This window comes from Prevotella sp. C0209C1 (genome assembly GCF_056583855.1).
In genome coordinates, this window is record NZ_JBWPJP010000020.1 from 21,262 (window position 1) to 45,339 (window position 24,078).

Consider the following 24,078-nt stretch of genomic DNA (forward strand, 5'->3'; position numbering starts at 1 on the left):
ATATATTATGCTTAATCTTACTTATTTGCCACACGTGTTATTTTAGCTCCTAATGCGTTAAGACGCTCTTCTATATCTTCATAGCCACGATCTATTTGTGCTATATTATCAATACGACTTATCCCTGGAGCTGAAAGAGCTGCAATTAAAAGAGCTATACCTGCTCTAATATCAGGGCTAGACATTCGTCCTGCTCGCAACGTACGTTGGTGATCATGCCCTATTACTACAGCACGATGAGGATCGCATAATATTATTTGTGCCCCCATATCTATAAGTTTATCAATAAAAAACAGTCTGCTTTCAAACATTTTTTGATGAAAAAGCACACTTCCTTGAGCCTGCGTAGCTACAACTAATAAGACAGAAATAAGATCAGGACTTAATCCTGGCCATGGAGCATCACTAATAGTCATAATAGAGCCATCTATGAAAGAGTCTATAACATAGTGATCGTGGCGAGGAATAAAAAGATCATCACCATCTACCATTACTTGCACACCCAATCTTCTGAATATATCAAGCATAATACCAAGATTTGCTACCGAAGTATCTTTTATCCTAATACCTTCTCCCACCATGACAGCCATACTAATAAACGAACCTACTTCTATCATATCAGGTAGTATTTTGTGGCTTGTTCCATGTAGTTCTTTCACGCCTTCTATAGTAAGCAGATTACTCGCAATACCTGAAATCTTAGCTCCCATACTGTTAAGCATTTTACAAAGCTGCTGAATATAAGGTTCGCATGCGGCATTATAAATAGTAGTAGTGCCTTCTGCAAGAACAGCTGCCATAATAATATTAGCAGTACCTGTTATTGAAGCCTCATCAAGAAGCATATAAGTACCATGAAGCCGCTCTGCTTTTATTTCATAAACATCTCTCCCTTCTAAGTGGACAAAATGTGCTCCAAGATTTTTAAACCCTATAAAATGAGTATCTAAGCGTCTTCTACCTATCTTATCTCCGCCAGGTTTTGCTATTGTAGCAAGCCCAAAACGTCCCAACAAAGGACCATACATAAGCACACTACCACGAAGAGAAGCACATTTTTGTACAAATTCTATGCTTTCTAAATAATCTAACTTGATATCATCAGCTTGAAAAGAGAACCTTCCAGAAGATATCTTTTTAGTCTTAACTCCTATTTCTTGTAAAAGCTTTATAAGGTTATTTACATCTAATATATCTGGAACATTATCTATAATAACCTCTTCTTTAGTGAGGAGGATTGCACTAATTACTTCTAAAGCCTCATTTTTTGCGCCTTGAGGTGTAATGGTTCCACTTAACCTATGACCTCCTTCTATAAGAAAAGATTCCATAAATTACGACTTTTTCTTTCTTTTATTTTGTACAAAATCCTTCTCGTTAATCTTATCGAAACGAAAAGTATTAAGATCTATCTGTATAACACCATCTGTTAAACGAGCTAAATCTGACGCCACACGAGCATTATCACTAGAGCCATGTGCCCATTGTATAAGATCTCGTTTCATCTGATTAGCTACCGAACGCACTAACATATCACGTTCTTGACCTGGAGACATCTTCCTTAGCTTTTCACATAATTCATAGACAATACTTCCATAATGCTTAATAGGATTAACCTGATGTGGATAAGATAAAGGCTCTGGCTTTTTCGCAATAGATAATGCTTGAGATACATCATAAGGATAGTCTATATCCAACTTGAAGCCTGACATAAGTGCTAAATGATCCCAAAGCTTTTGCATATACCCTTCATTACTACGATTTTGGGTATTCATTCTGTCCATAATAGCTATAATACTTTCTGCACAAGCCTGACGTTCGGCCTTAGTAGGTAGTGTTATTGCATAATCTATCATGCTTTGAACCTCTCTACCATACTGAGGTAATATTAATTTTTCTCTTTGAGTGTTATAGTCTAATCCTTCTATATTCATTAGGTGGAAATATTTATTTTAAGAAAAACATCCGTTAAGTAAATCTATTTATAATAAAGGTTTTGCCGATTTAGCTACGAAATCTTTTAAATAAGTGGGAACAAAATAAGCAACATCTTCAAACCTATTATTCAAAAAGCGTTTCTCTGCAAGTGGAAACATATATTTGGCCAAAGGCTCTATGTTGTCAATGAAATGAGCATTATTATGCTTTATCATATCTTTACACTTAGAAGCACCATTTCCGAAAAAGTAAACAGGGCCTTTATCTAAATATTCTTTAAAGCTCTTCTCATCTATTACTTTTGCTTCCAAACTATTCTTTGCTTTTAAACCACGATCAAAAACCTGAGAATAAACCTCCATTCGTCGTGCATCTAACATAGGTGCTAATAACGCATCTTCAGGTATATTATTATTATGTAACAACACCGGCACTGATAATAGCTCGAGTGTAGGTACTGCTATCAACTTAATATCACGCCCATAACAAATTCCTTTTGCCATAGACACACCTATACGCAATCCCGTATAAGAACCAGGACCACTACTAACAGCAACGGCGTCTAAAGGAATAGCATGATTATCCGTAAAAGATATAGCTTCATCGACAAAAGAGCCGAGACGCTCTGCATGATTAGGACCACTACTATCTTGTAACTCGAAGATGCAAACACCATCTTCGCTTACTGCTACTGAGCACACATTTGTACTCGTTTCTATATTTAAAATGCAAGACATAAAACAATAGCTTTATTTTAAATTAATGTGCAAATTTACTCTTTTTCCACTCGAAATTAGTACTTTTGCAGAAATTTAACGTGAAAAAACTCATGATACTATCTATGACAGGTTATGGCAAAGCCGTCGTAACTTATAAAGAAAAGAAAATTAATATTGAAATTAAGTCGCTTAACAGCAAAGCTCTTGATCTCTCTGCACGCATTGCTCCCTTGTATAGAGAAAAAGAAATGGAGATCCGACGCTTAATTGCTCAAAAGTTAGAACGTGGAAAAGTAGATTTCTCACTATGGGTAGAGAAAGATATTAGTGCAGACGCTACTCATGTTAATACTGTTTTAGTAGAAAATTACTATAAACAAATAAAAGAAATTTCTAAAAACACAGGTATACCAGAACCTTCCGATTGGTTTGAAACATTACTACGTTTACCCGATGTAACTATGAGGAATGAGGTAGAAATACTAAGTGAAGAAGAATGGGACATAGTATTAAATGGCATTCTACAAGCTATAGAGCACTTGTTAGTTTTTCGTAAGCAAGAAGGTAAGGCTCTTCAGCATAAGTTTAACGAAAAACTCAATAATATAGAAAATTACATGAAAGCTATAGAGCCGTATGAAAAAGGCCGAGTACCAAAGATTCGTGAACGTATTATAGAAGGATTAAAGCAGATTCCAGAAGTGGAATATGACAAAAACCGTTTAGAACAAGAACTTATATACTATATAGAAAAACTTGATATAAGCGAAGAAAAACAACGTTTAGCTAATCATCTGCGTTATTTCCGTGAGACTATGGAGGAAAATGGGCATGGATTAGGTAAGAAGTTAGGATTCATTGCTCAAGAAATGGGACGAGAAATTAACACTACTGGCTCTAAAAGTAATCAGGCAGAGATGCAAAACATAGTAGTGAAAATGAAAGATGAATTAGAACAAATTAAAGAGCAGGTGCTCAACACACTATAATAACCATCTCTTTAGTTAGCTCTATGTTTACAGAATAAAGCTAATAAGAGTTTTTTATTTTACGATATGCAAGGTAAATTGATAATCTTTTCAGCCCCATCAGGTTCGGGTAAAAGTACTATTGTACAATGGCTAATGCAAGAACACCCTGAGCTACATTTAGCTTTTTCCATTAGTTGTACCACACGGCAGCCACGTGGCAAAGAACGTAATGGAGTGGAATATATATTCCTTTCATTAGATGATTTTAAGAACAAGATTGATAACAATGAGTTTTTGGAATATGAGGAAGTATATAAAGATCGCTTTTATGGGACTTTGAAAAAGCAAATAGAAAGCCAACTGAAAGCTGGTCAAAATGTTATCTTCGACGTAGATGTAAAAGGTGGGTGTAATATTAAAGATTATTATAAAGACAAAGCATTAAGTGTCTTTGTTCAACCACCTTCTGTAGAAGAATTACGTCGTCGTTTAATAAATAGGAATACTGACACGTTGGAAGCTATAGAAACACGCCTTAAAAAGGCAGCTGAGGAACTAACTTTTGCCAACAAGTTTGATACTATTATAGTTAACAATAATCTTGACAAAGCAAAAGAAGAAACATACAATATTATTAAGAATTTTCTAAACCATTAGTTTTCAAAAACTATAATATGAACATCGGTCTTTTTGGCGGATCTTTCAATCCTATTCACAATGGGCATATTACCCTTGCAGAAACATTCTTAAAGGAAGCGTCCTTACAAGAGGTGTGGCTAATGGTTTCTCCACAAAATCCTTTTAAAATACATCAAGAACTATTAGATGATGAGAAACGGCTTAAAATAGCTCAGAAAGCACTTATTAACCACTCTAAAATTATAGCTTCTGATTATGAATTATCTTTACCTAAACCATCTTATACTTGGAACACACTACAACATCTTGCTATTTCTTACCCCGAGAACACTTTTTCCTTGCTCATAGGAGGCGATAACTGGCGTGCTTTTAACCGTTGGAGCCATGCAGAAGATATTATTTCCCAGTATCAAATATACATATATCCACGTAAAGACGACCATTCCGCAAGAAAAGAAATACTACCTAAAAATGTGCATCTTATGCAAGGTGCACCATTAGATATTAGCAGCACTTTAATACGTAATAATGTGAAGCAAGGAAAGTCTATACACCACCTTGTCCCACAAAACATTATCCAAGATATAGAAGAATTTTACAGGTAATTTGTAAACATTTATCATATCATTTTATTAAAGGTATGCTTTTGCAAGCCAATATAATTATAAAATTGTATCTAATTGAAAATAAAGAAGTTACCTTGTTGGTATAACTAAACAGGTAACGATTTGGAAACGAGCGAGCTACTTCAAGTTGCTGTTTTCTACCTAACAAAGAACGCTTGTTATTCTATCTGCAAAGATAATACTTTGTTACCGAATAACAAGCGTTCTTGATGAAAAACACACATAATTTTACCAGCTTGAATGAAACAAGTGGTTGGACTTATAGTTTCTACTTACAAATCTAAAACTTTTCACCTTGTAATGCTATCCAGTTTGAACATTCTGAGGAAATAGTCCTTTTTAGATTTGCATTAAGCATCTTACATACGTTCTTTATTATATTATGGACATCCTCCTTGGTGGTATTTCTCTTTAGTAATGTGGTATTCGGCAAATAACACCTCGTGCCATTATTACCTATGATTATATCCTTAAAACCATACTCTTCAATTAATGTATTCCTAACTTCGGTATGTCTGCTATCTATATCGTAGGTTAACAGCACATTGTATGTTCTTTCCATATTGTTTGTATTAATAGTTAATAAATTCTTATTGTCAACTAGCAAATAATGTGCCAACAATGAAAGTATTGTTATTCAAATTTTCTACAGCCTTCGTCCTTTCTTTTTCCTATTGGCTTGGTATCTGAGCTTACGTTGCCATGCGGTCTCGGCATAGTCCTCGCCATGTGTCATTGGCGTAATCATTCCACCTACTCCCTCCACCAATTCATCGGCTGCGCTGATAGCTGTATCTGCCATCGCTCTTATAGCCTGTGCGATTTGTGGAGTATCCTCCGTTGCTCGTGGGCTGTATGAAAGTCTTGGGGGTACGAGTTGATAGCCAGCATCCTTAGTATCTGTATGCTCTGACGATTTGCGTATTACTTGGGCAGATACATTCGTCTCGGCTTTCTGACTTGCCTCGAAATTCTTTTGCAAGGAATGGTAGCCAAACTCCCTGCCCACTTCCGATGCCTTGAAAGATTGTCCGCCAAATGAGAACTTCAAACCATAGACCTTGCCCTGCTTGTTCTTCATACGCTCTATGGAAATGCCGTTCTTATTCAGTTCATAGAGGAACATGGAGTGTCCCGTGATGCCTGTTCCTTTATACTTCTCAAGCAGGGTATAGCAAACATTCTGTATTTGATGCTTTGTCTGCTCTCTTGTTGGATTGGCTTTTGCCTTTGGGTGTTTTCTTTCTGCCTTGACTTCTTTTGCGATAGTCAAGTTTTTCTCCCTGCTTATTTCCTCCGCTACCCTCGCTGCCTTGTTGCTTACAAAGGTGGTATCATAGACCTCTCCGTACAGACTGATACGGTTGGCAATAATGTGAATATGTCTGTTGTCGGTGTCCTTGTGCGTTACCGCCACCCATTGGTGGTTGTCAAGTCCCATTCGCTTGGCAAACAAATGGGCTATTCCCATAAGTTCTGACACAGGTAGCTTTCTTTCGTCTTGTGGTGCGATACCGATTTCGATGCGGAGGAACTTGTTTCTGCATCGTGTGTTGTAATCGCTGACCACTTTCATTTCCTCGTAGATAGCCTTCGGTTCCCTGCTGCAAAGGTTGTGGAAGGCAAGCCGATTGCCAAGCTTGCCCTCCCGAAAAATATACTCCAGCGCATTGCTGCCGTGCGCTATTGCCTTACACTTTCCTATCATCTCTTGTCATATTTAAGACCTTATATATCTCATCATCCACACGAAAATGAGGGTCGTAAAACCGCTTAAATGCTTCTTTGGCACATAGCGAAAGGTTCTTAGTGATATGTACCCACCTTTCATCCTTTACCTTGATGAGGTTGGAAATCTGCCCATAGAACCGTCCTGTATGCTGAAGTATACAAATGGCTTCCATTTCATTGTCGGTCATCCTAGGAACGGCTGCCACCTCTCCATTTAGGAGTATCTCACGACAGTAATCGGAGAACTTACGCCCCGCACTTTCCGCCTTTGACTTGATACGCTGCTTTTCCTCTAAGGTGCATCTAACCTTGATGAACTCTGTCTTGTTCATCTTCTGCTCTTCCTTATTCTGTTGCTGCCATTTGGCAGTCTTTTTATTATATCTGTTCATATATGCTTCTTTGAAAGTTAATCATTATAGATGATTCATTGTCTCTTAATTCTTGAATGCTGACCGATGAGAACGGAGTGATTACGGTCTTATCTCCCCGATAGTCTGACGAGGGGAGCTGGGCGCAGTTTGTGGGTACAAACTGACGTCTTGCAATGCTACCGAACAAACCATTTACGCTTAAAACGTTTTATAGCTTAAAAACGAATGCCGTGCATTCTATGACTAACTGCATTCGTGGCATTCTCACAGAGAACTAAACCGAAGAAGAAAAGGTAGACCTATTTTGAAGAAGGGGTAGACCTTTTTCCAGAAAACCGTCTACCTTTTCTTACGGCTTACAGTCTTCTCCATTTCTCTATGTCCTCACCATATTCCTCCAGATGCTGACGAACGATGTTCTCAACGAAGCTTGAAAGGTTGCTGCCCCTGTCGCCTAATCTACGCACAATGAAGTCGGCACGCTCCTGTGTTTCCCTACTCAGATAGACTGCCTTACGGTTGTTTAACTTGGTCGGCACAAGATAGGCTTGCTTGTAGGCTTCGAGTGTTTTCTTTCTCATCTTGGCACTGATACGTCTTTGAACAGTTGCACTCTCAGTGTTCCGTGCAGGGTCGGAGTGCATGGTATTCTCTGTGTCCTGCTTGTTTGTTGGTCTTTCTCTTTCAGGAACCGCAGTCGCTTCTTGTGAAGTAGAATCGTCCTCTGCTTCATCTTCCACGCCCAAGAACCATGAAAGGTCTTTGTCGCTCATCATAGTTTTCTTTTCCATTTCTATTTCATTTTAAGTTTGACTTGTTTTGATTTCTTGTTTTGTCCTGTAATTGATATGTGTGTCTGTTCCTGCGCTTTCCGTTTCTGCTGCTCACGGGCACGGCTGACATGATATTCGTTGAGATCCTTGAAGTCTTTGTAATGTATGTTCATGTCCTCAACATGGAAGCCTGCCTTTATGAAATCTTGAACAGCCCTCCGTCCTGCTTCGTCATTGTCAAGGAAGGAACGGATATGGGTGAGGTGTCGGTCATTCAAATAGCGGATAGTCCTTGCCACGTTGCTCACGGAGTTCATCACAAGGCAGTGGTTGGTAATCTCTTCTTTCATTGAAAGGAAGGAGAGGAAGTCCATGAAGCCTTCAAAGATACATACTGGCTCCGCTCTGTCCGTGAATATCGGAGTAATGTCCTTCGGGGCTATCGTTCCCTTGAACGTCATGTCGTCCCGAAGCTCATAGCCGCTAGAGAGATTGGTAAAGCCGATGGCTTGATAGCGCCTGCCCCTTACCTCATAGCTGATACATTTGAGGAATGGCATAGCCTTTTCCAAGTTGATGCAACGCACCTTTGTAAGGTACTCCTGAAAATGTGGTGGTAGGGTGTCTGATATTTCTATCAGTCTCCTTGCTCCATTTACAGCCATTACAGGCTGGGTGTTGTTTGGTGCGAAGCCATTACGAGAACTATATGTGCCATTATCGGGAGCGTTCTGCCCCAAATGGCGGATAGCTTCAGATAGCGTGCAGCCCTCCATACGCATACAGAGGTCGATGATGCTTCCGCCCCTACCTTCGCCATAATCTATCCAAAGGTTCTTCTCAGTGTCCACCTTAAAACTCGGATGCGTTTCCTCCCTGAGCGGTGAACGGTACATGGCATAGGTCGGTGTTTTGCGGACAGGTTTGATACCTTTCCTTTCGAGATACTCCACGATGGGGTATCGTTTGATACGTGATAAATCTTCTTCTTTCATTGTTTTGATACTTTAATGGGTTGAATGATAATTATTTATGTTTGTCTGTGTTTATGGTTTTACCTTTTCCAAAGTTTTTCCCCTCCAAACTTTTTCATCTTTCTTCTTACTACATACTATTCTGTGATAAGTGATTGATAATCAGTGTTACTTTGTAGTATAAGACAATACTACACATTCTACTACATTTGGCTACTACAAGTGTGAAGGAGCGGGCATGGCAAGATTTTCCTAATCTTGTAGACATAGATGGGGCTACCACCATTTCTTCGTTTGCTCACCTTTATGTATCCTGCTTTCTTCAAGGCTTCGCCCATCCGCTTGGCAACAAGTGGCTGGTGGGTATAAATACCCAGATAGGTAAGTATCTCCGTAGTGGTCATTAACGAATATCTTTCATCCTCCGTTGGCTTTTCAAAACAACGCAACAAAAGCTCCATCTCTGCAGTTTGTACTTGAAAGTCCTCACTCTCTCTGTATAGTTCGGCAATCTCATCATCATCAAACCAATAGCGGAAGCCCATATTCAACAAGGCTTTAGCTTCCGCATAGATATTGTCCATCGAGATAGCTTTTGCTCTCTCAATATCTATGGAAAGCACTTCAAAGGGCAGGAACCGTCTGCTGCCTGTCGGGTCGGTAAGAAAATCGTTGCCGTTCACCGATGCCACAAAGCTTGCCAAGTGGGGATGTTCCTCCACATACTTGTCGTATGGCATACGGTATTTGACCATCGGGCAGGTAATGAGGTTCTTCAGTTCGTTCTCATCCCGCTTATTGAGGGCTTTTAGCTGGTCGTCTATGTTTACGATAAGGTTCTGACCGATATAAGTGAGTGTGTCTTTCTCCTGCGGATATATTTTTCCTGTGTAACTGTAACCGTGCAGTGCTGGGGGACAGAGCAGATCAAGGAACGTGGTCTTGAACTTTCCCTGCTCACCTGTCAACACAAGGCAGGTATGATTACGGCACTCACGGTCGTCCATCGCATTGGCGACCACCGCCACAAGCCATTTGGTAAGATACGGCAACCATTTGTTAGAATTACGGACAACAACGCAGCTTGCCAAATCGGGAATCGCTTTCAATGAAAAGGGAGAACTACTGCTTACATCCACCAATGGCAATCCCTTGAAATACTCCTGTATGGGATTGATACGTGGAGAGAAGCTGCTCTCGATAATTGAATAGAGGTTGTCGGAAGATGTGATAATCCCCACATCGTTGTCAAGTTCCCTGCGGAGCGTGTTGATTTCATAGCGCCCCACCTTTGTGAAATCGCTGCTATTCATTCTGCGGTATTCGGTTCGTCCCAATACCGTGTTGTATCTGAACTCATAGCGAGAGGAGAGATAGGCTTCTATCTCCGAGTTCTTGGAAAACTTCCTTCTTGTATGAAATTCGCTGTTTCCGCCCTCAGATTTGCCTTTATCTGCATTCTTCTTCATTATATGATTGGTTTGGTTTCAAAGAGTGAAGTTATGAAGAGAACAGGAAAGTGCCAAGCATTCGGAGAGTGCTTGCATAATGTTGCGCACATTGGCAATGAATTTCTCACGGATTTCAGGTAGGAAACTGTCGGAAAGCATGGATTTAAGCCCCAAACAAGAGGACAAGTATAGAAATGATGCAAGAAAGGAATGTGTTTATTTGCTCCAATCCGAATAGCATTGCGTCAGATAAAACGGATATGATAAAATGGAGTATGGAGGCAAAGAAAGAGAGCGACAATCCCTTTGTCTTTTCCTTGTTTTTCCCTGTATTTCCTTGCTGCTCTCTCGTGCTTTGAAGTATGGCAAACACATCATACTTTTGCAGACAGAAACGTGCATTAAGGCGCAATACAAAAAGGAATTACAAACAAAACAACAATAAAATTATGGGATATTTTATCATTACGGATTCAAACTGGGCAAAGCTGAGGAACGAGATACTCAGCCTTGCCGAGACATGCCACAAGGCATTCGGGGAACAAAGCAGGCATACCGATTGGCTGCACAACGGGGATGTGTGCAGGCTGCTCAACATCAGCAAGCGTACCTTACAGCACTATCGTGATACGGGTGTCTTGCCCTTTGCCCAAATCGGGCATAAGTGCTACTACAAGCGTGAGGATGTAGAATGGCTGTTACAGACAAAATCGGAGAAATCAAAAACAGACAAATAAAAGAACGAGAAATAAGACAAGAGAACGATGGAACAGGTAAGGGACTTAAACACGGAGGCTGACGATATGCAGGTGGTGCTGTCCGCTATCAGCAGTGTAAGTAGAAGGATAAAGGAAGTAGCACAGACCCACAAACCGCTGTTTGGTGGAGAACATTTCCTCACAGGTAAAGAAGTATGCGAGAGGCTGTATATCAGTCCTCGCACCTTGCAGGACTATCGGGATAGGGGAATTATCCCCTACACTCAGTTTGCAGGGAAGATACTCTATAAGGAGTCGGATTTGGAAAGGTTGTTGGAGGATAACTATAAGGAGTAGCAAACATGTTCTCTTCTGAATATGTTATAAAATCTAAAATAATCAACAATGTGATTGATTATTACACTTTTGTGTAATGTATATATGCTTTATTACATCTACTTTTGCCTAAAATAATTGTTTCATTATGGAAGAAAGATACAGCAGAAACAGGCTCTATATGAGTGAGAAAGAGCAAAGTGTGATAAAGGATTATAAGATATTCCTTGGTGGTGCAGGTATCGGCAGCATTGTGGCAGAATGTGCCTTGCGGTTTGGCTTCGAGCATATTACCATTGTTGATGGCGATAAGGTAGAGCAAAGCAACCTGAACAGGCAGAACTATACAGAGAATGATATTGGCAGATACAAGGCTGAGTGCTTGGCTGAGCGTTTGCTAAGCATCAATCCTGATGCACAGATAGATTACCATACAGAGTTCCTTAACCCTGATAACATCGAAGAGATGCTGAATGGGCATAATGTAGCCATCAATGCATTGGACTTTAAGGATAAAACTCCATTCGTCTTTGATGAAATTTGCAAAGAAAGAAAAATCCCAGTACTGCACCCATACAACTTTGGTTGGGCTGGCTTTGTTACGGTTGTAGACCCATTGGGGCATTCTTTATCTGAACTGACTGAAGAGCCAAAGGGATTTGAATTAAAGGTAGCTGAGTATGTTACTGGACACGGGGCTTTTTGGAATCAACCTAAAGAGTGGTTAGACAAAATTGTAACCCAATATAAAAAGGAAAGCGAAATGCTTCCACCTCCACAACTGTCCATAGCATCATGGATTGCAGCAGGCTTGTGTACAACGGCAATGTACAATCTTGCTACAGGAAAACCTGTGAACTATTTTCCTAAATTCTATCTCTCTTCGCTTTTGCCGTAAGTTATTTTTTCAGAAGAGTTTGTTTAAGGTAGCTCTTGAAATAGCTTCGGTGATATTCGTCACGCCTAATTTGTCAAAGGCGTGGCGTTTATAGGTTTTGATAGAATCTAACGAGCGGCACATTCTGTTCGCAATTTCCGTCATGGTAAGCCCTGCTGCTGATAACCGTAGCACTTCAAGTTCTTCTTCTTTGAGTGATATTCCATCACGTTCTTTCCACCGATGCCCTTCGAAAGAATATTTCCAATAGTTAAGATTACCCTTTTTGTGAAACTCTACATGTCCCACTGTTTTATGTGAAGATAGTGATACGACACACATACCAATCCATATCTTGCCTTCATCTGTCAATAGAATGGGAGTAAGCTGGTGATTAATCAACTTACTTTTTGTTCCACTCTTCAGATGAAAATGATATGACATGGAACATTGGTATTTATCAACATTGTCGAAAGTATCAAAGAACTTAAACCCACTTTTATTCAGCTCAACAAGCATTTTTAGTTCTTCCTCTGGTACATATTTCAAATAAAAACTATACCCCAATTCCTTCACCTCCTTTGCTGTATGACCACAAAGAAACAAAGGATTATCTGATACATAAAGAAACTCCTGCTTATAATAGTCTATCAAATAAATGCTCTGATAGGTTACACGTGCAAAGGACTCTACTGTATGAATCAATGTTGACAATACATTTGAATCGTAATCTGGTGCATTACGCACGGTGTTCGATGCTATAAAGAAATCTTTTATGTCTGTCATATATGCTAAACGTGCTAAGATTCTCTGATATATTTCACTACAAAAGTACATTTTTAATGCGAAATACCGCAAAAAGATTACACAAAAGTGTAAAAAACAAAGAGAGAAATGAAGATTTACACAAAAGTGTAATAGGTGATATTTGCATAAGAAGTATTTTTGCCATATAAATCAAGAAACAAAAAGCATTATGGAAAAACAGATTGCAACATTTAAGGACTACGCTATCTTCATGGCAGACAAAACGAGTCTGTTGGAAATAGCACAGTTTGTGGTCAAGGAAAATTACTCCCATCACTTATCTTCATTTACAGAGAAAGAAGTAAATGAAGATATCAAATCAGTGCTTGAAGAAGAGGAATATCTGTATGATAACAAATCTCATATTTATATTGCAAGGGATGCCTTTGGGAATATAATTGGCTGCATCAGGAGTTTCCATTGGGATAAACACAAGACTCTTCCTATTGAAAAAATATACGGAATAAATCCACTGAATGCTATTCACGGGGAAAGTAAATATAGTTTTTGGCATATCGGGCGCTTTGCCGTTGCAAAGGATTCGGGAATATCCACATTGACATTGTTCAAGCGGCTAATGGCATTGGCAGTAAAACCGATAGTAGAGGACAAGTACAGCTATATGATAGCAGAGATTGACAGCAAACTATTGAAAGTAATGAAGGGCTTGGGATTTGGCACACGTCAAATAGGGAAATCCATAGATTACCTGACATCGGAAACTGTTCCTGTATGTTCCAGTAAGAGAGGTATAATGGGGTTCTTTTCAAAGTATGGTGAACTTTGCAAGGCTGCATGATTACACTTTTGTGTAATATTTCAGACAACAAATTCAGAATTACACAAAAGTGTAACGATATAATTTGGAGAAACCAATACATTTGCAACATCGAAAGACAAGAAAAGTTGTCGGCATATCATGATGTTGACTCCAAAATTATAATAAGACAATACATATAATAAATAATATAATGTTTATGAAAAAGAAAATTCTCACGTTGCTCATGTCTGGCTGCTATGGTATTCTTGCTGCACAAACTACGGGAACGGTCGTAGATGAAAACAAGCAACCATTACCAGCTGCAACGGTTTCGTTGTTTCGTGAAAGCGAAAATAAGATGATTAGTGGAGTAGTAACTGATATGAATGGCGGCTTTGAACTGAATACGCATGAAGGAGAGAACTATAGAATAAGGATATCTTTTGTTGGGTATTCTACGCAGGAAATTAAATGCCAAAACATTTCTAAGCACCTTTCGGTGGGTACAATCATGTTGGAACCAGAAAGTAAGCAGCTTAATGACGTTACAGTGATCGCCAACAACGTAATACAAAAAGCTGACCGCCAAATAATTATCCCTAATCTGCTTCAGCAAAAAACATCAAGCAATGGTTTAAGTTTGTTGCAGCATCTTCAGCTTTCACGAATCTCTGTAAATACGCTTGACAGTAAGGTGACTACCACTATGGGGGATGCCGTAGAGTTACGTATTAATGGTGTAAAGGCAGAGATACAGGAGGTGAAGGCTCTCTTGCCGGCAGACGTATTGAGAATAGAATATCATGATAATCCTGGTCTAAGATACGGAAATGTAGCTGCCGTAATTGACATTATCTTAAAAGAAAAGAAGAATGGTGGAAGCATCTCCGGAGAGTTTATGAACACTATCAATCCCTTAGGTATAGGAGATTATCAGTTATCGGGTAATTATCATGTAGGTAAGTCAAACTTCAAGGCATCTGTAAACTGGAATCGACGTGATGTAAACTGGTTACGTGAAAACATGGAGGCTTTCCATGCAACGACCCCCAGTATCAGTAACTATGAGATAGGGCAAAAGACAAAGGCACGATATGACAACATCAATCTATCCATAGGATACGATTACATAAATAGCGGAAACATATTGAGTGTTACTTTTCGTGATTTATATAACAATACGCCTCATGCGGTATCTGATAGAAATTCCAAACTTATTCAGGATAGCAATACATTCGATATCAAGGACCGCACCAAGTCAAGGAGCAACAATCCATCGTTAGATATTTATTATCAGCATGAGTTTACCAAGGATCGGCATCTGTTCTTTGACCTGATAGGAACATATATCAATACTAAAAACGACCGTTTATATCGCCAATCTCTGGGGAATGCTGTGCAGGAAATAACTTCCCATGTCAATGGCAATAAATATTCGACCATAGCTGAAGTTATTTACGAGCAGAAAATCAAGGATTCGCGGTTGTCATTCGGTCTGCGACATCAGCAGATGTACACAAAAAACGCATATGATGGAAACACATCCTCAAGCGTAAAGATGAATACAGGTGAGAGTTATGGTTTTGGAGAATGGGCTTCAAAGTTAGGAAAACTGGATTATATGGTAGGTGTAGGTGCTATGAGAACCTATGTTAGCCAAGGAAATGCCAAACAGGTAAAATATATATTTCGTCCAACTATTCAGCTGGGGTACCGTTTCAACAATTATCTGTCAATACGCTACAAAGCCTACATGGGAGGCTACGCACCCTCACTTGCCGAATTAAGCGATGTTGAACAACACATAGACATTTACCAAATACGCCGTGGAAATCCAAATCTACAGGCGGTCAGATTTTTCTCTAATGAACTATCAATTAGCGTAGGAACAAAATATATTAGTGCAGAATGGTTTACTCGTTATAGCTATGATGATAAACCATATATGGAAGAAACAACCTATTCGAATGGCTTCTATGTTAGGAGTTATGCCAATCAAAGAGGCTTCCATCGTCTGAACTCTCAAATAAACCTAAAAGTACAACCTTGGAGGGATTATATGTCCATCCAATTTACCCCATTTGTCAATCGCTATATCAGCAATGGCAATACCTATACGCATACACATACTAACTGGGGCTTGCGTGCCAACTTAATGGGAATGTACAAGAATTGGTATGTAGGCGCCAATCTTGAGACAAGTTTTCATAGACTGTGGGGGGAGACACTTAACAAAGATGAGAAATCACATAGTATAGTTTTTGGGTACAATAGAGAAAAATGGGGTGTAGAACTCCAGTTGCAGAACATCTTCAGTTCACGTTATGAAATGTCTGTAGAAAATCTTTCCCATCTTGCTCCTTATAATCAAATGGTATGGTCGAAAAATCTATGTAAGGTTTTTGGCATAGACTTTCATTTCAACCTGAACTTTGGAAAGCACGGTTCTGAGGTGAACCAACGTATTCATAACTCTGATACTGATGCAGGTATTGTGCCAACAACGAAGTAGCAGATAAATATAAATTCACGTACAGATAAAGAGGATGTCGAAAATCTTTAAAAGAGTAGACGTTATTAAATACTTTTAGCCTTATGGCAGAAATTAATTTAAAAAAGCTCCTTGATGAGTCCATGTTGAAAGAAATCGATCAAGATTGCATTATTTTGAACGAAGAGCAGGCCGACGAATTATACGGAGGAGCAGAATGGGGTTACTATGGTAACTGTTCATTCGGTAATTGTCACTAAGACAGTTACAAAATGAGTATTAGGGGATGCTAACTCTGGAGCGTGAGTTTTACTCCGACAATAGCATTCCCTTTTTTCTAATATTATAACATAGAAAATGGAAAATAAACTTAAACTCTCAGCATATTTATTTAAGAATTTATATCACATTAAGAGACATCAATTAGGTCTCTTCTTTTCTGGAAGAACAGCAAAAAACATTTTTGTATCAGCTAACACCTATAATTCTGTCATCAATGAAGATTTTAGGCATATAGACAAAAATACAATGGAGTTATTAATTAAAGCAAAGGTGCTTGTTCCAAAGGAAGAAGACGAGTTTAGATCAATAAACATAGAAAACCAAAAGATTTTAAAGAAGCAAAGACAGTACCATAGTGAGCACCTATATATGTCCATTCAACCAACTGATAAATGTCAATTTGCTTGTAACTATTGTGGTCAAGAGCACAACCATGCAGAAATCAGTATAGATACCATAGAATGTCTCATCAAACAGATTGATATTAAATTATCTGCACATGATTATCAGGACATGGAAATAGGATGGTTTGGAGGAGAACCGTTATGCGCCTTAGATAAAATGCGTATAATCAATAAGCATATAAAAATTCTGACAAATAAGCATAAGATTAAAAATCTATCTCATATAACTACAAATGGCTATATACTCACGCCAGATGTATATAGAGAGTTAAAGGAACAATTTAATTGCAGGAGGATAGAAATAACAATAGATGGAGATAAGGAATTCCATGACAAGCACCGTTTCACGTGTAGCGGTAAAGGAACTTTTGTTAAATTATACAACAATTTAAAGTCTATAGTCTCAAGCCCATACTATGATAAGACTAAATGCATGATAACCATTCGATGTAATATTGATCAAAGTAATATAGATGGTGTTATTCCACTTTTACATAAACTGTACAATGATGGGATGCAGGATAAAATTCGTTTTTATTGTGCATGTGTTGTTTCATGGGCAAACAATGGTGCTGGTGATGCCAAGACATGGAAGATAATTGGGAAAAAGTCTACAGAGTATATACTTTATATGCTAACGCATGGTTTTAGAACAGAGATTCTTCCGCACAGAAGTGGGCCTTATATATGTATTGGGACAATGAAAGAGTCCTTAATGTATGATGCTTATGGTAATATTTACGACTGTTCGGAGACAGCCTATTCTACAAGATATTTAGGAGGTCCATTGCATTTGGGCAATATACATAACCGAGGTAATAAGCGCAAAAATAGTGCCTTAGCGACCATTCCCCACATGTTGTTAAGTGGTCAGATTAAACAGTGTAAAGATTGTAAGTATTATCCTTTATGTGGAGGATTATGTCCACTTGCATTATATGAGAAAGAACCTAGATGCCCTATGTTTATATATAATATAGAGGATCGCATGCTAATAAATGCTATATACAGACTTAACCATATAAAATAATAACATAATGCATATAATTCAAACATATAGTCAGTTAAGAAGTTATGGACTGAACTTTTGCGGAGGTTATTTATCTCCACTAGTCAATTGGCTATCAATAGCATTGAGTGGATTACTCTTAAAAGAGTATAACCCACAAATACCCCTTTGTATGTATACAAATTTTGAGTTAAAACATATATTTAAAGATTTGTTTCTATTGCCATATGATACATACTTCATATTGGATGACATCAAGAATGAGTATAGGGATTTTTACTGTTACCCTAAAATTCAAACATATAGTATGCAAAATGCTCCCTTTTTGCATATAGACTGTGATGTGTTTTGCAAGGAAGCGCTCAAGAAGCGCTTATTAACAGCAGACTTAGTAGCCCAGCATGAAGAAAACGATTCAAATTTCTACATGTTAGTACTAAACCATTTGAAATCATGCAATGCGATAATTCCTGATTACATGAGAGTATGTTTCGGTGAAAATAATATACATTCATATAATGCAGGGGTATTGGGTGGTAATAATGTGTTCTTTTGGAAAGAGTACATTGAATATGTTAAAGATTTTTTATCAAGCAATGCTAATAGTATAAGAAAGTCAGACAAGAAGTTTCTTTATAATGTTGTTTTTGAACAATGGATTTTTTATGCCTTAGCACATACAAAAAGAATCAAGGTTGAAACATTTATTAAGGGTGTTGTTAAGGATTTTGTTATGCCTTGGGGAACAGTCCCTGACCAAGTAGTGGAAGCTAACAATCATCCTTATATTCACATAATGAATTACAAAAGTCATCCACGCTGTAATAGCTATATCATTAGGCAAATGTATAGGAAGTATCCAGAGTATTTTGACCGAATACTCTATGTATGCCATAAAAATGATATTTGTCAAAAAATCACACTAAAAGGTATTGCAAATAGTGAGTATGAGAAAAGAGCAATAGAATATGAAAAAATATCTAATGGAGACTTATTAAACTCTATAATTTCAATTTCTCCTGATGTTAAATTCATAAGTAATAAAAAAGTTTCAACATTACCTGATAAAAAGGAATGCAAACAGGAGGGATATCTAAAAACATACAATACATATCTTGCGCAGAATGTGTATATAAAATACGACTCTGTTATGACAAATCTACTTAAAATATTTAGGAAGCCTATTCGGTTAAACGAAATAATAACAGACTTGAATCCCTTTCAACAAGAATATTTAATTACAAGTATTCGCAAGGGATTATTTGATAATGTATTAATTATATGACACCATAAAATAACAAAACATAGTGCATACTTTATAATTAATACTTTGGTGGCATGAGCATAATGCTACACTAATGTATTTTAAGTGTACTAATTATATAGTCATATACACTCAGAAGGTTTAATACTTATACAACCTAAAATTAAGGTTTTTGTTAGTAGCTTAAAGGTATTTTTAGAAAAAGATTTTGTTTTATTAATATTATTGCATACATGAGGTTTTTACAGACATATTACAGTTTCTCCACAGATGAAGATCCTATGTTCGATAAAGCAGGATTTCTCTCACCTGAATTTCATTGGATAACTATGGCTATTAGTTGCCTTTTACTAAAGCAGCATTATGGTCATGTTACGCTGTATTGCAATTCCACAGCTAAAAAAGTTGTTGAAGAATTGTGTATTCCTTATGATCAGATAGTAACAATTCCGAATATTATGGAAGGGTATTCTGGCTATGAATTATGGGCTTTGCCAAAATTATATACATACAGTGAACAGCATGAACCATTTTTACATGTAGATTGTGATTTTTTGTTGTATGACAGCTTACCAGATTCCTTTTGGAAAGCAGACTTATTCGCACAAAATATTGAGTATGACGATCAATTGTATAATCGTAAGTGCATAGATCGTTTCATACAAGTTGGAGGAAAAATTCCCAATTTTGCAGATATAGAGCTTAAAAATAAGATTATTAGTGTGGCTAATGCAGGCGTACTCGGAGGAAATGATGTGAAATTCATTCAATACTACACAGAACAAGCATATAGATTTATATATAACAATGATAGGATTTTGAAACTTAATCATGACGGTTTTATAAATTCTGTTTACGAGCAACTTTTCTTTTATTGCCTAGCTCAAAAATATAATAAAACTATAAGCTACTGCACTGAAGGTGAAAAATTAAGTACTTTGTTTGATTGGATGAATCTTGATATGTCGTGTTTGAAAAAACACGGCTATTGTCATATGCTTGGAAATATAAAAAAAAGAAATGATGCACAAATTTTTGCATCAAGGCTTCTAGAAAAAATAGATCCTGCTTTACATCATCATATAATCAATACATATATCCAGCATGGCGGTATCCCAATATCTAATTATCTGAATTTTATAGATACTCCTTATATCCATCATTACAGGACTTCCAACGAAATATTAGAAAGGTCACGTAGTTTTAAAGTTTCTAAAAATTATGATATAGGAAAAATAATGAAAGAAAGAATCTATACCGAAATTAAGAAACTGGACAACACGTGCATCAAAGTTGAGAAACAACTAGAAGATAATAAGAAGGAATTTTTTAAAAAGCAGTATACTTGCATTAATAGCTTTTGGGAAAATGAGAGATTATATGAGAGTAATTGTCAGTTTATTTTAAATCCTTTTATTAGCTTGACAGATATATCATCAGAAACATTGATGTATATTACAAAAAATCAAAAAATTGAAAATAAAATGTATAAAGTTGTAACTATACCAGATGCTTTTCGTCAAACAGTTTATGAAGTAGTTGCTCGTGGAACGGTTGAAACTATTATAGACTATCTCCTACAGGAGCATACAGCAACAGCCTCCGATATAATAGATAATGTTTGTGCACTATCACAAAACAAATATGGTAAAGAAGAGTATGAAGCTAATTTAAGATATGTAGAAAGAATTATTTACCGGATGATAGAAAACTGTATTTTAACAATATCGAATATCTAACGTCCAGTTTTATTTTTGACTATTATTGAAATATTAATGCTAAAGCTCACAGTTTAATGAAACATATTCGTTTCTTACATCAATACGATTCTATGCAATGTGGTATTACATGCTTACAAATGATATGCGAATATTATGGAAAAAGATACTCTTTATCTTTTTTAGAAAAACTATGTACGCCAACTACAGAAGGAATTTCTTTATTGGGACTAAGTAAAGCTGCAAATTACCTAGGCTTTGATACGATTTGTACCCAGATAGATATTACCAATTTATCCAAATATCCGTTACCTTGTATTCTCCATTGGAATCAGAATCATTTTGTAATACTATATAAAATAAGAAGAGACAAGAGATTTTATATAGCAGATCCTAGTAAAGGATTAATTAAATATAATTTAGAGGAATTTAAGAGTCATTGGATTAGTACAAGATTGAAAGATAAAGAGCAAGGAATCGCTATGCTTTGCAGTACTACTCAGTTACTTGATAACAATAATATTAAAGAAGAATCCAAGCTGAAAGAAGAACGCTCACTCAAGTTTCTTTTCGGTTATGTCAAAAAATACGGAAAGCACTTTGGGCAGATAGTCTTAGGCTTACTTGTGGGCAGTCTGCTGCAACTTATCCTGCCTTTCCTCACGCAATCAATTGTGGATGTGGGAATCAAAAACCAGAACATCGGTTTTATTTGGTTAATACTCTTGGGACAACTTGTCCTTACCATGAGCCGTACTGCCATTGATTTTATCCGTCGTTGGCTCTTACTGCATATCTCTATGCGGATCAATATTTCTCTTGTGAGTGACTTCTTCATCAAGCTGCTCAAACTGCCGATGTCGTTCTTCGACACTAAACTGATGGGCGACCTTATGCAGCGTATGGGTGACCATAGTAGGGTGAACACGTTCTTAACTCAAAAGACACTTAGCATCGTGTTCTCCCTCTTTACCTTTGTGGTGTTCAGCATCGTGCTGCTATCCTATAATTGGCTTGTCTTTACCATCTTCATGCTCGGTAGTCTGCTCTATGGCGGTTGGCTTGCACTCTTCCTCAGGCGCAGAAAAGTACTTGATTACGAACTCTTCGAGCAGCAAGCCATCAACAACAACAAGACCTACGAGTTTATCACCTCTATGCAGGAGATAAAACTCCAAGATTGTGAACAACGTCGTCGTTGGGAATGGGAGGACGTGCAGGCAGACCTCTTTGGAGTGCAGATGAAATCCCTTAAACTCCAACAGACACAAGAGGCTGGTAGCATATTCATCAACGAACTGAAAAACATCGTAATCACCGTGGTGGCAGCCACAGCCGTCATTCACGGACAGCTCACGCTGGGTATGATGCTTGCCGTGCAGTATATCATTGGGCAACTCAACTCACCTGTCGAGCAGTTGATGAGTTTCTTCTATTCGGTGCAGGATGTGAAGATAAGTCTTGAGCGTATCAATGAAATCCACCGCATGGATGATGAGAACGGAAAGCAAGGATTGGAAATGGCAGTGAAAGAAAAAAATCAAGGCATAGACCTTGAAGCCGTAAACTTCAAGTACGATTCTCACGCATTGAAAACCATCATTGATGATGTAAGCCTCACAATCCCCAAAGGTAAGGTAACTGCCATTGTCGGAGCGTCGGGTAGCGGAAAGACCACCCTCATCAAACTGATGTTGGGCTATTATCCCGTATTGGGAGGACAAATCACCATAGGCGGAACAGGTGTAAATACGCTAAATAAGAAGTGGTGGCGCAGACAGTGTGGCGTGGTGATGCAAGACGGTGTGATATTCTCCGAGAGTATAGCAAGGAATATAGCCGTAGATGATGGTGAGATTGACAAGGAGCGATTGCAAAGGGCAGCCGAAATAGCTTGTATTCATGACTATGTAATGGGACTTCCCTTAAAATACAACACTAAGATTGGTCGCGATGGCGTTGGCTTGAGTCAAGGACAGAAACAGCGTATCTTGATAGCAAGAGCTGTATACAAGAACCCCGATTATATTTTCCTTGATGAAGCCACCAACTCGCTCGATGCCAATAACGAGCGCATGATTGTGGAGCATCTGGATGAGTTCTACAAAGGCAAGACGGTAGTTATCGTAGCACACCGACTAAGCACGGTGAAGAATGCTGACCAAATAGTGGTACTGGATAAAGGCAAGGTGGTCGAGATTGGCAACCACGAGGAACTCACGGCAAAGCGTGGTGCATACTACAATCTTGTAAAGAATCAATTGGAGTTAGGAAACTAACGTAAAGGAAAAACAACTATGGTAGACGACAAGATAGAACTCCGCAGCGAGAAGGTAAGGCACATCATTGGCGAGATACCGTCAAAAATTGTACGCTATGGCATCATGATTATCACTATTGTAATATTAGGACTACTGGCAGGTGCATACTTTATACCTTATCCTGAAACCATCAGTGCAAAAGTACAGATGACAAATGCCCGTCAAGGCACAATCGCCGTTCCCTATAAATACGTAAATACGTTAGCGAGAGGAATGACGGTAAACATCGAATTTGAGGGTTACGATGCAGAAACCTACGGAGTTGCAAATGGTGTAATAACAGCCACATCGCATATACCCTTACAAACGGCAGAAGGCAACGTGTTCACGGCACAGGTAAGGATAACAGATTGCAAGTATAATCTCATCAGCGGAATGACAGGCACCGCATCTATACTTGTAAGCAATGAAAGCATACTTCAGAGGATTGTCAGGCAAATAACAAACATCATATAATTTCCTTTTTAATCGTAATCAAGCGGTGAAAGAAGAAGGGCAGTTGTAGTTACTGCGTAGTACCATTGTTTCGGGTATTTTACTACACGTTAATCCTTTTTCTTTCACCGCTTTAACTCCTATTGTAGTAATGTAGTAAGATATAATCGGTGAAAGAAAAAGGAAAGATAAGAAATAATCATTAGTTATTCGTGTTACCGAGCAGAAATATCGGTGTTATCACGGATGCAGGTTTCTGCAATCTCTCACAGAGATACTCTCTAAATAAATGGGCTTCCGTGCTGTCCAACTGAAAAGACAGGGCGATGATGACAGGAAGCGGATAGAGCGGAGCATAACCTTTTAGTTGTTCGTTTGCATAAATATCTTCCTCACCTGCAATCCTCTCATCGAGATATAGGTTGGAGGATTTTATTATCGTTTGCATCCTATGGTTGAGTTTCCTCCATGTTACCCCGA

Annotated in this window: 25 protein-coding genes; 14 read left to right on the forward strand and 11 right to left on the reverse strand. The window is 38.1% G+C overall.

Translation table 11 applies throughout. The annotated features are described in order from the left end of the window. Positions 1 to 17: 17 nt before the first annotated feature. From murA to tsaB, 3 genes are read right to left on the reverse strand one after another with little or no spacing between them, the layout of a single operon-like run. Complete coding sequence (gene murA, locus AC1DCD_RS06645) at positions 18 to 1,331, reverse strand: UDP-N-acetylglucosamine 1-carboxyvinyltransferase (protein WP_308532442.1); 1,314 nt, start codon at positions 1,329 to 1,331, stop codon at positions 18 to 20. 3 nt (positions 1,332 to 1,334) lie between these two features. Then, entirely contained in the window at positions 1,335 to 1,934 is a 600-nt protein-coding gene (locus tag AC1DCD_RS06650) for a DUF4290 domain-containing protein (protein WP_008447005.1), read from the reverse strand. Between the two features lie 48 nt (positions 1,935 to 1,982). Beyond that, on the reverse strand, positions 1,983 to 2,675 hold the full coding sequence (tsaB, locus tag AC1DCD_RS06655) for a tRNA (adenosine(37)-N6)-threonylcarbamoyltransferase complex dimerization subunit type 1 TsaB (RefSeq protein ID WP_353585897.1): 693 nt from the start codon (positions 2,673 to 2,675) through the stop codon (positions 1,983 to 1,985). Positions 2,676 to 2,767: 92 nt separating this feature from the next. Here tsaB and AC1DCD_RS06660 point away from each other — a divergent pair, with 92 nt between their 5' ends. The 3 genes from AC1DCD_RS06660 (at position 2,768) to nadD (ending at position 4,872) form a co-directional block, all read left to right on the forward strand. After that, a complete protein-coding gene (locus tag AC1DCD_RS06660; protein WP_464639598.1) occupies positions 2,768 to 3,646 on the forward strand; it encodes a YicC/YloC family endoribonuclease in 879 nt (292 codons plus the stop codon). Between the two features lie 66 nt (positions 3,647 to 3,712). Next, the gene (gene gmk, locus AC1DCD_RS06665) at positions 3,713 to 4,285 is read left to right on the forward strand and encodes a guanylate kinase (protein WP_464639572.1); all 573 of its coding nucleotides are present in this window, start codon (positions 3,713 to 3,715) and stop codon (positions 4,283 to 4,285) included. A 17-nt stretch (positions 4,286 to 4,302) separates the two neighbouring features. Beyond that, positions 4,303 to 4,872 (forward strand): nicotinate (nicotinamide) nucleotide adenylyltransferase, encoded by a 570-nt coding sequence (gene nadD, locus AC1DCD_RS06670; RefSeq protein WP_464639570.1) that lies wholly within the window; start codon positions 4,303 to 4,305, stop codon positions 4,870 to 4,872. A gap of 301 nt (positions 4,873 to 5,173) precedes the next feature. On the opposite strand, the gene AC1DCD_RS06675 is transcribed toward nadD, so the two are convergent. From AC1DCD_RS06675 to AC1DCD_RS06700, 6 genes are all read right to left on the reverse strand, one after another. Further along, on the reverse strand, positions 5,174 to 5,455 hold the full coding sequence (locus AC1DCD_RS06675) for a hypothetical protein (RefSeq protein ID WP_023926014.1): 282 nt from the start codon (positions 5,453 to 5,455) through the stop codon (positions 5,174 to 5,176). Positions 5,456 to 5,539: 84 nt separating this feature from the next. Continuing rightward, the gene (locus AC1DCD_RS06680; protein ID WP_008446581.1) at positions 5,540 to 6,601 is read right to left on the reverse strand and encodes a relaxase/mobilization nuclease domain-containing protein; all 1,062 of its coding nucleotides are present in this window, start codon (positions 6,599 to 6,601) and stop codon (positions 5,540 to 5,542) included. After that, positions 6,585 to 7,016: a plasmid mobilization protein gene (locus AC1DCD_RS06685; protein ID WP_008446711.1), complete on the reverse strand. Its 432-nt coding sequence runs from the start codon at positions 7,014 to 7,016 to the stop codon at positions 6,585 to 6,587. The genes AC1DCD_RS06680 and AC1DCD_RS06685 overlap by 17 nt, the downstream gene beginning before the upstream one ends. A 338-nt stretch (positions 7,017 to 7,354) precedes the next feature. Further along, the gene (locus tag AC1DCD_RS06690; protein ID WP_036854278.1) at positions 7,355 to 7,789 is read right to left on the reverse strand and encodes a DUF3408 domain-containing protein; all 435 of its coding nucleotides are present in this window, start codon (positions 7,787 to 7,789) and stop codon (positions 7,355 to 7,357) included. Positions 7,790 to 7,791: 2 nt separating this feature from the next. Beyond that, entirely contained in the window at positions 7,792 to 8,766 is a 975-nt protein-coding gene (locus AC1DCD_RS06695; RefSeq protein WP_008446543.1) for a toprim domain-containing protein, read from the reverse strand. Between the two features lie 182 nt (positions 8,767 to 8,948). Next, positions 8,949 to 10,214, reverse strand: coding sequence for a virulence-associated E family protein (locus AC1DCD_RS06700; RefSeq protein ID WP_008446599.1), 1,266 nt, complete (start codon positions 10,212 to 10,214; stop codon positions 8,949 to 8,951). Between the two features lie 431 nt (positions 10,215 to 10,645). Between AC1DCD_RS06700 and AC1DCD_RS06705 the strand changes: the two genes are divergently transcribed. The 3 genes from AC1DCD_RS06705 (at position 10,646) to AC1DCD_RS06715 (ending at position 12,128) form a co-directional block, all read left to right on the forward strand. Then, a complete protein-coding gene (locus tag AC1DCD_RS06705; RefSeq protein WP_007574553.1) occupies positions 10,646 to 10,933 on the forward strand; it encodes a helix-turn-helix domain-containing protein in 288 nt (95 codons plus the stop codon). A 27-nt stretch (positions 10,934 to 10,960) separates the two neighbouring features. After that, the gene (locus AC1DCD_RS06710; protein WP_008446653.1) at positions 10,961 to 11,251 is read left to right on the forward strand and encodes a helix-turn-helix domain-containing protein; all 291 of its coding nucleotides are present in this window, start codon (positions 10,961 to 10,963) and stop codon (positions 11,249 to 11,251) included. A gap of 127 nt (positions 11,252 to 11,378) precedes the next feature. Then, positions 11,379 to 12,128 (forward strand): ThiF family adenylyltransferase, encoded by a 750-nt coding sequence (locus AC1DCD_RS06715; RefSeq protein ID WP_008446518.1) that lies wholly within the window; start codon positions 11,379 to 11,381, stop codon positions 12,126 to 12,128. 9 nt (positions 12,129 to 12,137) lie between these two features. Here the strand turns inward: AC1DCD_RS06715 and AC1DCD_RS06720 are convergent, their stop codons facing one another. Further along, entirely contained in the window at positions 12,138 to 12,893 is a 756-nt protein-coding gene (locus tag AC1DCD_RS06720) for a response regulator transcription factor (RefSeq protein WP_008446719.1), read from the reverse strand. A 190-nt stretch (positions 12,894 to 13,083) separates the two neighbouring features. Here AC1DCD_RS06720 and AC1DCD_RS06725 point away from each other — a divergent pair, with 190 nt between their 5' ends. The 8 genes from AC1DCD_RS06725 to AC1DCD_RS06760 all read left to right on the forward strand — a co-directional run bounded on the left by AC1DCD_RS06725 (position 13,084) and on the right by AC1DCD_RS06760 (position 23,619). After that, complete coding sequence (locus AC1DCD_RS06725) at positions 13,084 to 13,713, forward strand: hypothetical protein (RefSeq protein ID WP_008446642.1); 630 nt, start codon at positions 13,084 to 13,086, stop codon at positions 13,711 to 13,713. 178 nt (positions 13,714 to 13,891) lie between these two features. Continuing rightward, positions 13,892 to 16,186 carry a TonB-dependent receptor gene (locus tag AC1DCD_RS06730; protein ID WP_231551773.1) on the forward strand — a complete coding sequence of 765 codons (2,295 nt, stop codon included), beginning with the start codon at positions 13,892 to 13,894 and terminating at the stop codon, positions 16,184 to 16,186. Between the two features lie 83 nt (positions 16,187 to 16,269). Next, positions 16,270 to 16,425 (forward strand): hypothetical protein, encoded by a 156-nt coding sequence (locus AC1DCD_RS06735; protein WP_009434700.1) that lies wholly within the window; start codon positions 16,270 to 16,272, stop codon positions 16,423 to 16,425. A gap of 97 nt (positions 16,426 to 16,522) precedes the next feature. Next, on the forward strand, positions 16,523 to 17,881 hold the full coding sequence (locus AC1DCD_RS06740) for a radical SAM/SPASM domain-containing protein (protein ID WP_008446465.1): 1,359 nt from the start codon (positions 16,523 to 16,525) through the stop codon (positions 17,879 to 17,881). A 7-nt stretch (positions 17,882 to 17,888) separates the two neighbouring features. Further along, positions 17,889 to 19,145, forward strand: a complete 1,257-nt coding sequence (locus AC1DCD_RS06745) for a DUF6734 family protein (RefSeq protein WP_008446699.1) — start codon at positions 17,889 to 17,891, stop codon at positions 19,143 to 19,145. Positions 19,146 to 19,357: 212 nt separating this feature from the next. Next, positions 19,358 to 20,863 (forward strand): DUF6734 family protein, encoded by a 1,506-nt coding sequence (locus tag AC1DCD_RS06750; RefSeq protein WP_009434704.1) that lies wholly within the window; start codon positions 19,358 to 19,360, stop codon positions 20,861 to 20,863. Between the two features lie 56 nt (positions 20,864 to 20,919). After that, a complete protein-coding gene (locus AC1DCD_RS06755) occupies positions 20,920 to 23,121 on the forward strand; it encodes a peptidase domain-containing ABC transporter (RefSeq protein ID WP_008446692.1) in 2,202 nt (733 codons plus the stop codon). A gap of 18 nt (positions 23,122 to 23,139) precedes the next feature. After that, the gene (locus AC1DCD_RS06760; protein WP_008446501.1) at positions 23,140 to 23,619 is read left to right on the forward strand and encodes a hypothetical protein; all 480 of its coding nucleotides are present in this window, start codon (positions 23,140 to 23,142) and stop codon (positions 23,617 to 23,619) included. Positions 23,620 to 23,800: 181 nt separating this feature from the next. On the opposite strand, the gene AC1DCD_RS06765 is transcribed toward AC1DCD_RS06760, so the two are convergent. Then, positions 23,801 to 24,078 (reverse strand): hypothetical protein (locus tag AC1DCD_RS06765; protein ID WP_480349175.1); only part of this gene is annotated, 278 nt, incomplete at its 5' end.